This is a genomic window from Limobrevibacterium gyesilva (genome assembly GCF_025989185.1).
In the GTDB taxonomy this organism is placed as follows: Bacteria; Pseudomonadota; Alphaproteobacteria; order Acetobacterales; family Acetobacteraceae; genus Limobrevibacterium; species Limobrevibacterium gyesilva.
In genome coordinates, this window is the sequence record NZ_JAPDNT010000013.1 from 22,455 (window position 1) to 36,885 (window position 14,431).

12 protein-coding genes are annotated in these 14,431 nt (G+C 69.2%); 5 read left to right on the top strand and 7 right to left on the bottom strand.

Annotated features, from left to right (window positions below; genetic code table 11):
• Nucleotides 1–100: 100 nt before the first annotated feature.
• Entirely contained in the window at nucleotides 101–391 is a 291-nt protein-coding gene (locus OL599_RS15130; protein WP_264714643.1) for a BolA family protein, read from the bottom strand.
• A 77-nt stretch (nucleotides 392–468) separates the two neighbouring features.
• Between OL599_RS15130 and OL599_RS15135 the strand changes: the two genes are divergently transcribed.
• The 4 genes from OL599_RS15135 (at nucleotide 469) to OL599_RS15150 (ending at nucleotide 5,798) form a co-directional block, all read left to right on the top strand.
• A complete protein-coding gene (locus OL599_RS15135) occupies nucleotides 469–1,059 on the top strand; it encodes a J domain-containing protein (protein ID WP_264714701.1) in 591 nt (196 codons plus the stop codon).
• A gap of 93 nt (nucleotides 1,060–1,152) precedes the next feature.
• Nucleotides 1,153–2,169 carry a cobaltochelatase subunit CobS gene (gene cobS, locus OL599_RS15140; protein WP_264714644.1) on the top strand — a complete coding sequence of 339 codons (1,017 nt, stop codon included), beginning with the start codon at nucleotides 1,153–1,155 and terminating at the stop codon, nucleotides 2,167–2,169.
• Nucleotides 2,170–2,210: 41 nt separating this feature from the next.
• Nucleotides 2,211–4,091, top strand: a complete 1,881-nt coding sequence (cobT, locus tag OL599_RS15145) for a cobaltochelatase subunit CobT (protein WP_264714645.1) — start codon at nucleotides 2,211–2,213, stop codon at nucleotides 4,089–4,091.
• A 564-nt stretch (nucleotides 4,092–4,655) separates the two neighbouring features.
• Nucleotides 4,656–5,798, top strand: a complete 1,143-nt coding sequence (locus OL599_RS15150) for a lactonase family protein (RefSeq protein ID WP_264714646.1) — start codon at nucleotides 4,656–4,658, stop codon at nucleotides 5,796–5,798.
• Between the two features lie 6 nt (nucleotides 5,799–5,804).
• Here OL599_RS15150 and OL599_RS15155 read toward each other — a convergent pair whose 3' ends face one another.
• A complete protein-coding gene (locus OL599_RS15155) occupies nucleotides 5,805–6,785 on the bottom strand; it encodes a M14 family metallopeptidase (RefSeq protein WP_264714647.1) in 981 nt (326 codons plus the stop codon).
• Nucleotides 6,786–6,838: 53 nt separating this feature from the next.
• Entirely contained in the window at nucleotides 6,839–8,002 is a 1,164-nt protein-coding gene (gene argE / locus OL599_RS15160; RefSeq protein ID WP_264714648.1) for an acetylornithine deacetylase, read from the bottom strand.
• 65 nt (nucleotides 8,003–8,067) lie between these two features.
• On the opposite strand from argE, the gene OL599_RS15165 reads away from it, so the two are divergent.
• Complete coding sequence (locus OL599_RS15165; protein WP_264714649.1) at nucleotides 8,068–9,582, top strand: M81 family metallopeptidase; 1,515 nt, start codon at nucleotides 8,068–8,070, stop codon at nucleotides 9,580–9,582.
• Between the two features lie 193 nt (nucleotides 9,583–9,775).
• Here OL599_RS15165 and gltX read toward each other — a convergent pair whose 3' ends face one another.
• The 4 genes from gltX to OL599_RS15185 form a co-directional block, all read right to left on the bottom strand.
• Complete coding sequence (gene gltX / locus OL599_RS15170; RefSeq protein WP_264714702.1) at nucleotides 9,776–11,107, bottom strand: glutamate--tRNA ligase; 1,332 nt, start codon at nucleotides 11,105–11,107, stop codon at nucleotides 9,776–9,778.
• 23 nt (nucleotides 11,108–11,130) lie between these two features.
• On the bottom strand, nucleotides 11,131–11,514 hold the full coding sequence (locus OL599_RS15175; protein ID WP_264714650.1) for a hypothetical protein: 384 nt from the start codon (nucleotides 11,512–11,514) through the stop codon (nucleotides 11,131–11,133).
• Nucleotides 11,511–13,175, bottom strand: coding sequence for an NAD+ synthase (locus tag OL599_RS15180; protein WP_264714651.1), 1,665 nt, complete (start codon nucleotides 13,173–13,175; stop codon nucleotides 11,511–11,513). Before OL599_RS15180 ends, OL599_RS15175 begins: the two co-directional genes overlap by 4 nt.
• A gap of 94 nt (nucleotides 13,176–13,269) precedes the next feature.
• Nucleotides 13,270–14,430, bottom strand: coding sequence for a beta/alpha barrel domain-containing protein (locus OL599_RS15185; RefSeq protein WP_264714652.1), 1,161 nt, complete (start codon nucleotides 14,428–14,430; stop codon nucleotides 13,270–13,272).
• Nucleotide 14,431: the final 1 nt, after the last annotated feature.

Genomic DNA, 14,431 nt, shown 5'->3' on the forward strand with positions numbered 1-14,431 from the left:
TTGCGTGCAGGCGGCATGTCCGCGCGAGTATCGGCAGCCTGGGCGCGGCCGAGGCGAGTGAAATCCCGGTGCGCTCCGGATTCGTGAAGCGGGCTTGGCCCTATGCCTGCTGCAGCCGCGCCTGCTCGTCGGGGGTGCGCAAGGTCAGCGTCAGCGCATGCAGACCGCCGGCGAATTCGCGATCCAGCAGCGCATGGACGGCGCGCGAGCGGGCGACGCGGGTCTGGCCATGGAACGCCTCGGCGACCATCAGCACGGTGAAATGGGTCTGCCCGCCCGGAGCCGCACCGGCATGGCCGGCGTGGCGCTGGCTGTCGTCGATGACCTGCAGCAAAGCGGGGGCGAATTCCTGCCGCAGCAGGGCGGCGATGCGGTCGGCGCGTGTGGTCATGGCGTCAGCATGCGCGGCAATGCAGGAGCCTGCAATTCCCCCCTTCCCAAACCGCCGGATCGGCCGCACATAGGCCGATCATGACCCGACGCTCCACGCGATCCCGGGCCTACGCGCCGGATCCGGGCGCGCCGGGCCGAACCTGCGACTTGCCCGGCTGTGGCACGGTCGGCGAATACCGCGCGCCGAAATCGCGCCAGGCGCTGCACGAATATTGGTGGTTCTGCCTGGAGCATGTGCGCGCGTATAATGCGGCCTGGGACTTCTACAAAGGCATGTCCCCCGGCGAGATCGAGGCGCAGCTGCGCGCCGATACATCCTGGCAACGACCCACCTGGCCGCTGGGCCGGCTGGGGGGGGCTAGGATCGATGAGGAGTTGCTGCGCGACCCGCTGCACGTGCTGGCAGCCGGTCGTGCCAACGACCGCCGCCGGCCGGCCAATGAGGCGCCGTCCGAAATGCGCGAGCCGCTGGCCGCGCTGGGCCTGTCCTGGCCGTTGACGATGGACGAGTTGAAAAGCCGCTACAAGGAACTCGCCAAGCGCCACCACCCCGATGCCAACAACGGCGATCGCGGGGCCGAGGAGCGGCTGAAGGTGATCAACCTGGCCTATGCCGCGCTGCGCGGCCGCCTTGCCGCCGACCCGCCGCTGGCCGCCGCCGGCTAAGTCTCCACCGGGCAATAATGCCCAACTCCGCTGGCTACCCATCTCCGAAAGCCGGGCGTAGAGTGACCCGGAAAACCACAGGATCGCTGGCCTATGAACAAGGTTGCCGCTCTTTCCGACGTCCGCGTATTGCCAACCTCCGCCATCGACATGCCCGACATCACGGTCGATGCCCGTGAGACGTTCGGCGTTGACACCGATCTGGAGGTGCCGGCGTTCTCGGTGCGCACGGAGCATGTGCCCGACGTCGATCCCGCGTATCGATTCGACAAGGAGACGACGCTGGCCATCCTGGCCGGCTTCTCCTTCAACCGCCGCGTGATGATTCAGGGCTATCACGGCACCGGCAAGTCGACGCATATCGAGCAGGTCGCGGCCCGGCTGAACTGGCCGTGCATCCGCGTGAACCTCGACAGCCACATCAGCCGCATCGACCTGATCGGCAAGGACGCCATCGTCCTGAAGGATGGCAAGCAGATCACCGAGTTCCGCGAGGGCATCCTGCCCTGGGCCCTGCAGCATCCCTGCGCCCTGGTGTTCGACGAATACGACGCCGGCCGTCCGGACGTGATGTTCGTGATCCAGCGCGTGCTGGAGGTCGAGGGCAAGCTGACCCTGCTCGACCAGAACAAGGTGATCCGCCCGCACCCGAGCTTCCGCCTGTTCGCGACGTCCAACACGGTCGGCCTGGGCGATACCACCGGCCTGTACCACGGCACCCAGCAGATCAATCAGGGCCAGATGGACCGCTGGAACATCGTGGCCACGCTGAACTACCTGGCGCACGGGCAGGAAACCGAGATCGTGATGGCGAAGATGGGCATCGAGCCGTCCGACAAGGCGGCGAAGAAGCGCATCGAGGCCATGGTGGCGCTGGCCGACCTGACGCGCGCGGGCTTCATCAACGGCGACATCTCCACCGTCATGTCGCCCCGCACCGTCATCACCTGGGCCGAGAACACGCGCATCTTCGGCGACGTGGGGTTCGCCTTCCGCCTGACCTTCCTCAACAAATGCGACGAGGCCGAGCGCAGCACGGTCGCGGAGTATTTCCAGCGCTGCTTCAACGAGGAAATCCCGACCGGGAACCTGATCCGCAAGAGCGCGTGAGGCGGTGATGATCGACGGCCGGGCGGGAGCGTGAGGCAGGCATGAGCGGAACCGGCAGCAAGGACAACACCCGCTCGGAGGAGTTCAAGCGGGCCACCGCCGGCGCGCTGCGCGCCATCGCGCAGAACAACGAGGTGCAGGTCGCCTTCCAGCCGGGCCCCTCGGGCCTGGCCGGCAAGCGCGCCCGGCTGCCGTTGCCTACCCGCGCCCTGCCGGCCGCTGAGATGGCCAGGCTGCGTGGCGCCGCCGACAGCCTGGCCCTGCGGCTGCGCCATCACGACGACATCGTGCACGCCGCCCGCATGCCGTCCCGGCGCGAAGCCAAGGACGTGTACGACGCGCTGGAGCAGGCGCGGGTCGAGGTCGTGGGCTCCCGCCACATGGCCGGCGTCGCCTCCAACCTGCGCGCCCGCCTGGCGGAGGAGTGCGAGGCGGAAGGCTACGACCGCATGACCCGCAAGGATCAGTTGCCGGTCGCGGCGGCCCTGTCGCTGCTGGCGCGCGAGCGCATGTCCGGCGAGGAGTCGCCCGCCGCCGCCCGGCGTGTGCTGGAGCAGTGGCGCGATACGGTGGGCGACGAAGCGCAGCAGGCGCTGTCCGATATGGCCACCGCCCAGGACGACCAGGTGGCGTTCACCCGCGCCGCCCGCAAGCTGCTGGCGGCCATGGACCTGGCCGAAGCCGAGGTCGAGGCCGAGCCGGACGAAAGCGAGGAAGGCGAGGACGGCGGCGAGGAGTCCGGCCAGCAGGACAACGCCCAGGAAGGCGAGGGGCAGTCGCAAAGCGAGACCGAATCCATGCTGGGCGCCCAGCCCGAGCAGATGGAAGGCGAGTCCGCCGACGACGACAGCACCGAACAGTCCGAGGAAGACGCCGCCGCCTCCGAGGGCGACGATCGCCCCGGCGGCCCGCAGCAGCGCCGCGAACGGCCGGCCGGCGATCATGAGGCCGCCTATCGCGCCTTTACCCGCCAGTTCGACGAGGAGATCGCGGCCGAGGATCTGTGCGACACCGAGGAGCTGTCGCGCCTGCGCCAGCAGCTCGACCAGCAGTTGCAGCATCTGCAAGGCGTGGTGGCGAAGCTCGCGAACCGGCTGCAGCGCCGCCTGCTGGCGCAGCAGACCCGCGCCTGGGACTTCGATCTGGAGGAAGGCATCCTGGATGCCGGCCGCTTGTCGCGCGTGGTCGTCAACCCGCTGCAGGCGCTGTCCTACAAGCGCGAGCGCGACACCGAGTTCCGCGACACCGTCGTCACCCTGCTGATCGACAATTCCGGCAGCATGCGCGGCCGCCCGATCACGGTGGCGGCGATGTGCGGCGACATCCTGTCGCGCACGCTGGAGCGCTGCGCCGTGAAGGTGGAGGTGCTGGGCTTCACCACCCGCGCCTGGAAAGGCGGCCAGTCGCGCGAGCGCTGGGTCGCCGACGGCAAGCCGCGCAACCCCGGCCGCCTGAACGACCTGCGCCACATCGTCTACAAGGCCGCCGACGCGCCCTGGCGGCGCAGCCGCAAGAACCTCGGCCTGATGCTGCGCGAGGGCCTGCTGAAGGAGAACATCGACGGCGAGGCGTTGCTATGGGCGTATCGCCGCCTGCTGGTCCGCCCCGAGCATCGCCGCATCCTGATGGTGATCAGCGACGGCGCGCCGGTCGATGACAGCACGCTGTCGGTGAACCCCGGAAACTATCTGGAGAAGCACCTGCGCGAGGTGATCCGCGACATCGAGGCGCGCAACAACGTGGAACTGATCGCCATCGGCATCGGCCACGACGTGACCCGCTACTACCGCCGCGCCGTGACCATCGTCGATGCCGAGGAACTGGGCGGCACCATGATGAAGAAGCTGACCGAACTCTTCGACGAGGATGCCGCCGCCGCCTGGGCGCGCGCGAGCGTGGAGCGGGCGCCCCTGGTCGCCTGAACAGCCAGAGCGGCCTCGACGCCGCGACGGATCCCGGGGCCTGCGGAGCGATCTGATCCGCAGGCCCTTTTTTCATTCCCCATACATCTCGATGGCATCCGGGGCTGCTCGGCCGCCAACGACAAGCATGGCGTGTGCAACCATTGCGTGCGAATTGTCTTGCAAATAGGATTGTATGTTAAGAATTCCTAAATATTTACTGGCATTTTGCGCACACGCACCGTAGAACCGCTCAAAGCGCACGGATTGTCGTGTTAATGAGACGTTCCTGTTGTCCGGGCGCTGCCAACCCGAGCCCACGAGGGATGAAGCCATGTTGCGGTTCTTTTGCGCCGGCACACCGGGACGAAGGGGCTCGGTGGGTATCATGTATGCCCTGTTTGCCGCGGCCCTCACGCTGGGTATCCTGGGCATGCACAAGGCCGTCGGCTCCAAGTTGATGGCCTCCCTCAACCGGCCTGCGTTGGTTCAGTAGGCCGCGGCCGCCGCGCGGCTTGCGGATTCGCTGCTGCCGCCCGGGTTTCGCGCTATCGTCGGCGCGACAGGCAAACCGGGGGGAGCGACATGCGACACATTTGTCTGGCCGCCGTGCTGCTGCTGGCGGCAATGCCGGCGCGGGGTGACATCGCGCTCTCGGCCAATGACGGGCACACGGTCCTCGATGCCGGCAACCAGGTCGCCGGCAAGCCGCCGCTGCCCGACACGGTCTCCGTCATCGACCTGGCGGGCGGTGCTCCGCGCATCGTCGCGACCATCGAGGTGCCCGGCAGCGTCGTCGGCCCGCCGATGGCTGTTGCCGTCGCCCCCGACGAAAGCTGGGCCATCGTCACCGCCGCCACGAAGCTGGATCCCCAGGACGCCAGCGGCATCGGCCCGGATAACCGGGTGTCGGTGATCGACCTCAAGGCGTCGCCGCCCAAGCTGGTGCAGTCGCTGCCGTCCGGCGCGGGGGCGACCGTGGTGCGCATCTCCCCGGACGGGAAGCTGGCGCTGGTCGCAAACCGCACCGAGGGCACGGTGTCGGTGTTCTCGGTCCAGGAGAAGCGCCTGATTCCGGCCGGCAAGGTCGAATTCGGCAATCCGAAATCCGGTCCCAGCGGGGTCGCCTTCACCAAGGACGGCAAGGCCGCCCTGGTCAGCCGCGACGGCGATCACATGGTCAGCGTGCTGCGCATCGACGGAGAGAAGGTGACCGTGGACCCGCGCCCGATCACGACCGCGATGCGCCCCTACACGCTCGACGTGAATGCCGCCGGCACGCTGGCCGCGGTCAGCAACATGGGCCGGGGCGACGGCGACGTGGACAGCGTCAGCCTGATCGACCTCACCGCCACACCGTTTCGCACCGTCGAGACGGTTTCGGTTCCCAGTTCGCCCGAAGGGCTGAAATTCTCGCCGGACGGCCGCTTCCTGGCGGTGGGCGCACAGGACGGCACGACCAAGAAGCCCGGGACCCCGTTCTACAAGGAGCACGGCACCCTGGTGCTGTTCGCGGTCAATGGCCCGGCGCTGACGCGGGTCGCGCAGGCGCCGCTCGGCCAATGGTCGCAGGGCATCGCCTTCTCGCGCGACGGGCGCACGATCCTGGTTCAGGACATGGTGGAGAAGCACATCCAGGCGTTTCGCTGGGACGGCAAGGCCCTGACCGAGGGCGAACCCTTGCCGATCAATGGCGGCCCGGCGGCGATCCGGACGTCCTGGCCGTAGGTCAGGCTACTGGATGAACCGCGCCAGCCGCACCGCCGTATGGCCGCGGCTGGGCCGCAGGCTGGGCATCACCAGCAGGCAGTCGTCATGCGGCGTGCGGATTTCCGCGGTGCCGTCCAGCGCGATCAGCGTGTTGCGGCGCGGGATGATGTCGCCGCCCCGGAACGATTGCACGAAGGCGAACCCCGCCGTCGCCGCGGTCACCGCTTGCGTCACTTCGGCGTAGCGGCTGGCCCGGGCGGGCCGGCGCGGCGGCAGGGCAGGGTGGTCGGTGGCCATGCCGACATGCCGCAACAGGCCGGCCACGCACGCCAGTGCGACCTCCACCGTCTCCGGCACCCAATGCTGGCCGGCCTCGACCAGGGCGGCCACCTCGTGGGTGGCAGGGCTCGCGAACCGGCCGTAGTCGATCAGCCGCCGCCCGCTGACATGGCCGGCATCGGCCACCACCAGGCCGGTCACCCCGATCGCCTGCGCCAGCGCGCGGCCTTTCTCCGTCGGTCCGCTGAGGGTCAGCGGGTCGGAGGGCCACAGCATGGAATGCAGGTCCAGCAGCACGTCCACCGTATCGATCAGCGGCCGCATGAGGCGGGCGCGGTCCAGCTCGCTCGACTGCCGTGGCCCGTCCAGCACGCTGGCGTCCCACAGCCGGTTCAGGTCCTCGTCCACGAAGCGGCTGGCCGTCGGGTGTTCGGGATCGAAGCGGGCGAAGGCGGCCAGGTTGGCGAAGCCCAGGGTCAGCCGGCCACGCCTGGGCCGCAGCCTTGCCCGCAGCAGCCGGTCCAGCACCATCGCGCCGGACACCTCGTTGCCATGCATCAGCGCCACCACCGCGACATGCGGCCCGGGCTCCGGCCCAATGAAGCTGCTGAAACCCGGCACGCCCGTGTTGCCCTCGATCCAGGGGGCGATATCCGGCGGTGCGATCTGCACGTCGAACCGCGGCAGCGGCGGCTGCGCCAGAGCGGCGCCGTCGCCCGCCCACATGAGCCTGGAAGCGTCGGACGGACGCGCAGGTGGCGGAGGGGGCGCCGGATCGGTCATGCGGCCAGGCGGTCAGCCAGGCGGCGGAGGAACGCGTCGCAGGCATCCAGCTGCGTCTGCTCGATCCATTCGTCGGGCTTGTGCGCCTGGGCGATGGAACCGGGGCCACAGACGATGGTGGGAATGCCGGCGGCCTCGTACAGCCCGCCCTCGGTGCCGTAGCTGACCTTGCCGGTGCTGTTCGACCCGGTAAGCTGCTTGACCAGCGTGGTCAGCGCGTGATCGGGCGCCAGCGCCAGGCCGGGAATCCAGTCCAGCACCTCGAACTCGAAGCCGCAGGCCGGGTCCACCGCCTTCATCGCCGGCTCGATCTGCGTGGCGGCGTAGCGGCGCAGCCGCTCCATCTCCGCGAAGAAATCGTCCTGGGGGATGGTCCGCCACTCCATCACGAAGCTCGCGCGCTCGGGGATGATGTTCAGGATCGTCCCGCCTTCCACCGTGCCCACATGCGGGGTGGTGTGCGGAGGGTCGAAGCCCTCGGCGAAGGGCCCCTCGGCCGCGAAGCGGCGCTGCTCCGCCGCCACGTATCCGATCGCCGCGGCCACTGCGTGCACGGCGTTCACGCCGCGCCCCGGCTCGCTGGAATGCCCGGCCTTGCCATGCGCCGTCACCCGCAGGGCCAGCCGTCCCTTATGGGCCAGGATCGGCTGCATCAGGCTCGGTTCGCCGACAATGCACATCGCCGGACGCAGGGAGCTGTCTTCGAGGTCGCCGATCAGGCGGCGCGCGCCGCCCATGTCGGTCTCCTCGTCATAGGTGATGAACAGATGCGCCGGCCGCGCCAGCCCGCGCGCCTGCAGGTCGGGCACGGCCGCCAGGCAACTCGCGATGAACCCCTTCATGTCCGCGGCACCCCGGCCATACAGCTTTCCGTCCGCGCGCCGCAGGGCGAACGGGTCGGAGCTCCAGGCCTGCCCGTCCACCGGCACCGTGTCGACATGGCCGGACAGCGCGATGCCCCCCGGCATGTGCGGCCCCACGATCGCGTGCAGGTTCGCCTTGCGCCCCGTCGGGTCGGTGCTGACCCGATAGGGCACGCCCCATCCGTCCAGATAGGCGCGGATGAAATCGATCAGCGCGAGGTTCGTGTTGCGGCTGGTGGTGTCGAAACCGACCAGCCGCTCCAGCATCTCGGCGGTGGAAAAGCGTGTGCGGGGCATCTCGTTCTTGTCCGGCATGGATCGCAGTCTATACAGGCGCGCGCAACCGGCAACCGGAGCAGTCCATGGGCACCGAATCTCCCCGCATCGCCATTCTCGGCCTGCATCTGGAGGCCAACGCCTTCGCTCCGCCCACCACGCGGGCGGATTTCGAGGCGCAATGCTGGGAGGAAGGCGAGACCATCAGCCGCCTTGCGCGCGACGTCAGCCATCTGCCTTCGGAACTGCCCGGATTCTACGCCCGGATGGACGAAACGGGGCCATGGACTCCCGCTCCGCTGATCATCATCGGGGCCCCTCCGGGAGGCCCGATCGAGCAGGCGTTATTCCTCGACTTCCTCGACCGCGTGCGCAACCGCCTCGTTGCTGCCTTGCCGGTCGATGCCGTGTATGTCGCCAGCCACGGCGCCTCTTCGGCCACCGGCGACGAGGACAGCGACGGCACGCTGCTGGCCATGGTCCGCCAGATCGTCGGGCCCGCCGTGCCGATCGTCGTCACCCACGACCTTCACTGCAATGTGTCCGAGCGCCTGGTGGAAGCGGCCGACTCGGTGATCGCCTATCGCACCAATCCGCATGTCGACCAGCGCGAGCGCGCCGCCGAGGCAGCCGACCTGCTGCGCGCCATGCTCGCCGGCCTGCGCACCGCCAAGGCATTCATCCGCATGCCCATCGCCCCGCCCAGCGTCACCCTGCTGACGGCGGACGGCCCGTATGCCGATCTGATCCGGCTGGGGCAGGAACTCACCACCGATCCTATCCTGAACATTTCCGTGACCGGCGGCTTCGTGTTCGCCGACATCCCGAAATGCGGCATGACCATCAACGTCACCAGCCGCGGCGACCAGGAGGCGGCCGACCACGCCGCACAGCAGATTGCCCGCGCCGCCTGGGCCGACCGCGCCCGCTACCGCCGCCGCCTGACCCCACTCGCCGACGCCGTCGATCTCGCCCGCCAGTCCGCCTCCGGCGCCATCAAGCCCATCATCCTGGCTGACGTCGCTGACAACCCCGGCGGCGGCGGGCGCGGCAACACCACCTGGCTGCTCGCCGCCTTGCACGAAGCAATGGTCCCGGGCTTCGTGCTGGGCGTCTTCATCGATCCCGATCTCGCCGCAGACGCACACCGGGCCGGCGCGGGCGCGCATCTCCACGCCGTGTTCAACCGCGCCGAGAGCGCGTTCTCCAAACGTTTCGAATCCGGCGCAACCATAGAAAAGCTCACCGGCGGCACCGATATCGGCCGCCGCGGCAGTTCCGCCGGCAAGCGCTTCAACATGGGCCCGTCCGCCCTGCTGCGGCTCGACGGCTCCGGCCTGCGTGTCGTCGTCGCCAGCCTGCGCCGCCAGCTCGCCGAGCCGCGCATGCTGGAAATGCACGACATCGACATCGCGCTCGCACGCTGCGTGGTGGTGAAAAGCCGCGGCCACTTCCGCGCCGGATTCGACGAATTCTTCGATGGCGACAGCATCTTCGAAGTGGATACGCCGGGGCTCACCAGCCCGGTGCTCGCAAACTTCGCCTGGAGGCGGCTGCAGCGGCCGATCTGGCCGCTCGATGAAGATGCGCGTTGGGGGTGAAGGAAGGCCAGGGCGCTGCCCTGGACCCGCCAAGGGGCAGGAGCCCCTTGGATCCCACTACTCTCTTGGCTGCGTCAGCAGCCTTCAATTGAAATCCGATATCATCTGAAGGCTAGCGACGCAGCCAAGAGGGCGATTGGATTGTCAAGGCTTCTGCCTTGACTGGGGTCGAGGGGCAAAGCCCCTCGCCTTTTCAATGCGCCGCCGTCTGCAACCGCAACGCCGCCCGCGTGCGCCCGATCAAGGGCAGCAGCGACTTGAGATCGGGCCCGTGGTCTTCCCCGGTCAGCGCCAGGCGCAGCGGCAGGAACAGGGGCTTGCCTTTGCGCCCTGTCGCCGCCTTCAGCGCCTCGGTCCAGCGCGACCAGACCGCATCGTCCCATGGCTCCGGCGGCAGCAGGTCCAGTGCCGTGTGCAGGTAGTCGCCTTCGCCTTCGATCACCGGCGGCACGATCGTGCCAGCAACCACGTCCCAGTAGCCGCGGGCCTCGCTCAGCAGGTCGAGGTTGCCGCGCACCGCGTTCCAGAAGGCCTCGGTCGCCCCGGGCGGCAGACGGTCGGCCACGTCGCGGAACGGCAGGCCGTGCAGCACGCGGCTGTTCAGCGCCAGAAGCTGGCGGATGTCGAAACGGGCGGCCGAGCCGGAGAACCGGGAGAAGTCGAAATCGGCGGCCAGCGCCTCCAGCGGCAGCGGCTCGGGATCGGCGGACGTGCCGAGCCGCGCGAGATAGGAGGTGATGGCCATCGGCTCCACGCCGTCCTGGCGCAGGCTGCGCAGCGACAGGCCGTCGAAGCGTTTGGATAGCTTGCCCCCGTCGGAATCCAGCAGCAGCGGCAGATGCGCGAAGGCGATGGCGCCGGGATTGCGCCCGAGCGCCTTGATCAGGTCGATCTGCACGCCGGTGTTGGTGACATGGTCCTCGCCGCGGATGACGTGGCTGATGCCGGTGTCGAGATCGTCCACCACCGAGGTGAAGGTGTAGAGCGGCGTGCCGTCGGCGCGGATCAGCACGGGGTCGGACACGGCCGGCAGCTTCACGCGGCGACGGCCCAGCACCAGGTCGTTCCAGCTGACTTCCTCGTTCGACAGCAGGAAGCGCCAATAGGGTCGCTTGCCGCCGGCTTCGGCCGCGGCGCGCTGCTCCGGGGTGAGCTTCAGCATGGCGCGGTCGTAAACCGGCGCCTGGCCGCGCTTGATGCGCTGGTCGCGCTTGGCCTGCAGCTCTTCCTCGCTCTCGAAGCAGGGATACAGCCGGCCGGCCTGCTTCAACTGCTCCGCCACTTCGGCGTAGCGGGCCAGGCGCGTGGTCTGGCGGAACGAGTCGTCCCAGTGCAGCCCCAGCCAGCGCATGTCCTGGCGGATCGCTTCCTCGTTCTCCTCGGTGCTGCGCGCGGTGTCGGTGTCGTCCAGGCGCAGGATGAAGCGGCCGCCCGTCTTGCGGGCGAACAGCCAGTTGGCCACGGCCTGACGCGCGTTGCCGACATGCAGCAGGCCGGTGGGGCTGGGCGCGAAGCGAACGGCCACGCCGGCCGTGTTCTGGTCGGCGGTCATGCGCCAAGGTCGCCTTCGTCGTTGCTTTCGTCGTCGCCGGTGCGGCGCGGGTCGAGCGCGCGCCAGTCGCGCTCCTCGCCCCCCGCGGGGCGTTCGGCGAAATCGGACAGCTCGGTGCCGCTGCGCCAGCCCGCTTCGCCCGCGTCCTGCACTTCGGCGTCCTCGCCATAGGCGAACCAGGCGTCCAGCACCTCGCGCGCGGTGGCGCCGGCGGCGCGGCACAGTTCCACGCTGTCGCGCACATAGCGGCGGGCGAAGGCGTTGGCCTGCATCAGCGTGGGAAACCCGCCGATTTCCTCGACGATGTTGTCCTCGGCACTGCCGGACAGGTCGAGGATGCGAACCCGCCAGCCGCCGGGCGGTGCGAACAGGTCGCTCATGCGATCAACGCCGTGAAGCCGTTGGTGATGGGATAGCGTCGGTCGCGGCCGAAGGCGCGTGGCGTGATCTTCACCCCCGGCGGCGCCTGCCGGCGCTTGTATTCGGCGCGGTCCAGCATCTTCCACACGCGCAGGATGGTGGCGCGGTCGAAGCCTTTCTCCACCAGCGCGTCCACGCTCTGCTCGCCCTCCACCAGCCCCTGCAGGATGGCGTCGAGCTCGTCATAGGGCGGCAGGCTGTCCTGGTCGGTCTGGTTCGGCTTCAGCTCGGCGCTGGGCGGCTTGGTGATGACGCGCAACGGCATCACCGGGCCATCGGGCCCCAGCGCACCCTTGGGCCGGTTGGCGTTGCGCCAGTGGCACAGCTCGAACACGGTGGTCTTGTAGACGTCCTTCAGCACCGAGTAGCCGCCGCACATGTCGCCGTAGAGCGTGGCGTAGCCCACGGACATCTCGCTCTTGTTGCCGGTGGTCAGCACCATGTGGCCGAGCTTGTTGGAGATCGCCATCAGGATCAGCCCGCGCGCGCGGGACTGGATGTTCTCTTCGGTGATATCGGCCTGGCGCCCCGCGAAGATCGGCGCCAGCGCGGCGTTGAATGCCTCCATGGCCGGGGTGATCGACACGCTGTCGCAGGGAATGCCCAGCAGACTCGCGCACGCGGCGGCGTCGTCCAGGCTGTCCTGGCCGGTATACGGGCTGGGCAGCATGAAGCTGCGCACCATGTCCGGCCCCAGCGCGTCCACCGCCACGGCAGCCGAAAGCGCGCTGTCGATGCCGCCGGACAGGCCCAGGATGACGCCGGGGAAGCGGTTCTTGCGTACGTAGTCGCTGAGGCCGAGCATCATGCAGCGATAGATGGATTCCAGCCGTTCCGGCTCGGGCGCCAAAGGCTGCGGCGTACACAGCAGCCGTTCGCCGTCGCGCCGCCATTCCGTCAGGGTCACCGCTTCCTCGAAATGCGGCATCTGCACCGCAAGCGACCGGTCGGCGTTCAGCACGAAGCTGGCGCCCTCGAACACCAGCTCGTCCTGGCCGCAGACCTGGGCGGCAAACACGAAAGGCAGGTCGGTTTCGACCACGCGGTGCACGGCGAGCGCCACCCGGTGGGTGTGCTTGTCCACCTCGTACGGGCTGCCGTTGATCGACAGCAGCAGCTCCGCCCCGCTTTCCGCCAGCGTCTCGGAGACCTCGGGGAACCACCAGTCCTCGCAGATCATCACGCCGATGCGCCAACCGCGGAACGGCACCGGGCCGGGCGAGGGGCCGGGGTCGAACACGCGCTTGTCGTCGAACACGCCATAGTTGGGCAGTTCGTGCTTGGCCCGCCGCGCGACCACCTTGCCGCCATCCAGCACGAAGGCGGCGTTGTACAGCTTGTCGCCGTCGCGCCACGGCCCGCCCACGATCAGGCCGGGCCCGCCATCGGCGGTATCGGCGGCGAGCTGCGCGATGGCGTCCTCGCAGGCCGCCACGAAGGCCGGCTTGCGCACCAGATCCTCGGGCGGATAGCCGGCGATGGAGAATTCGGGCGTCACCACCAGATCGGCCCCTTGCCGCGCACCCTCGGCGCGGGCGCGGCGGATGCCGGCCAGATTATGCACCACCTGGCCTTCATGCGGGTTGAGCTGGGCGATGGCGATCTTGAGCGTGTCGGACATGGCGGGAAGCTAGGGCCATGCGGGCGCGAGTTCAACGCGGCGCCGGGCGGGCGAAACAGCGCGGTCAGCAGGCCGCCGAAAACAAAGGGCTGCGTCAGCCGCCGTTCTTCTTGCGCGCGCCGTTCCGCCGCAGCAGGAACTCGCGCCCGACCTTCACCATCGGCACGCCGTCATATTCGACGATATCCGCGGTGGCGTAGGTCTCGGTCCAGACATCGGGAATGAAGCTGCCGGTGCCCACCACGTCCACCGGCGCGCGCGCATCGGCCATCACCCGGCACTTGTCCACGCCGAACCCCGAAGACGCCACGATCTTGACCCGCGGGAACCCGGCCGCGTCCAGCGCCTCGCGCATGCGCCAGATGGCGGCGGCGGATACGCCGGTGCCGACGAGGTAGCGCAGCTCCGTGTCGCTGCGGTAGCGGCGGATGGCGCCGGGGGCGTGGCGTTCCAGCGCGGCATAGCTCTCGGCGGGGTCCAGCCCTTCCACGAAGCGCCCGCCATGCGTATCCAGCCGCACCGACAGGTTGCCGGACGCGGCCAGCTCGGGGAACCGGCGGCAGACCGCGAGCGCGTCGGTGATCTCCCGGCCGAAATAATCCACCAGCACGGTCAGCGGCTCGTGCGGGAAGGCCTCGTGGAACATCTCGGCGGCGCGCACGGTCGATCCGGCATAGCCGATCAACGCATGCGGCATGGTGCCGCGGCCGCGCGGCGTCCCGAACCAGTGGGCGGTGCCGTCGTTGGCGTTGCCGACGAAGCCCTTCGCCCCTTCCTTGCGCGCGGCCGCGCTGCCCACCGAGGCGGCATAGGCCATCATGTCCTGCATCTCGGCACCGGCGCAGTGCCGCGCCTCCATGGCCAGGAACGACACGCCCGGCAACGCGAGGCACATCTGATAGGCGTTATGCGCCGCGACGCAGGCCGGCCCGATCTTCTGCAGGAAGATCGTCTCCAGGTCGGACAGCTGGGTCAGGCTGCCGGTGATATAGACCAGCGGCTCGCCGGCGCCGGTCCAGCTGCCTTCGGGGTGGGTGACGTCGAATTCGAAGCTGGTGCCGCGCTCGGTCGCCACGTCCTGCAGCCATTCCAGCATCAGCCGCGGGGCCGCGATCACCGGGCGGCGCAGGAACACCGCATAGGTCACGCGCTTGTCGCCGAAGCGCGCGACCACTTGCCGGGTGCGGTTGAAATAGACGTCCGTGCGGGCGGCGATGTCGCCGGCCAGGGCAGACGGCGGCACCTTGTCGTCCATT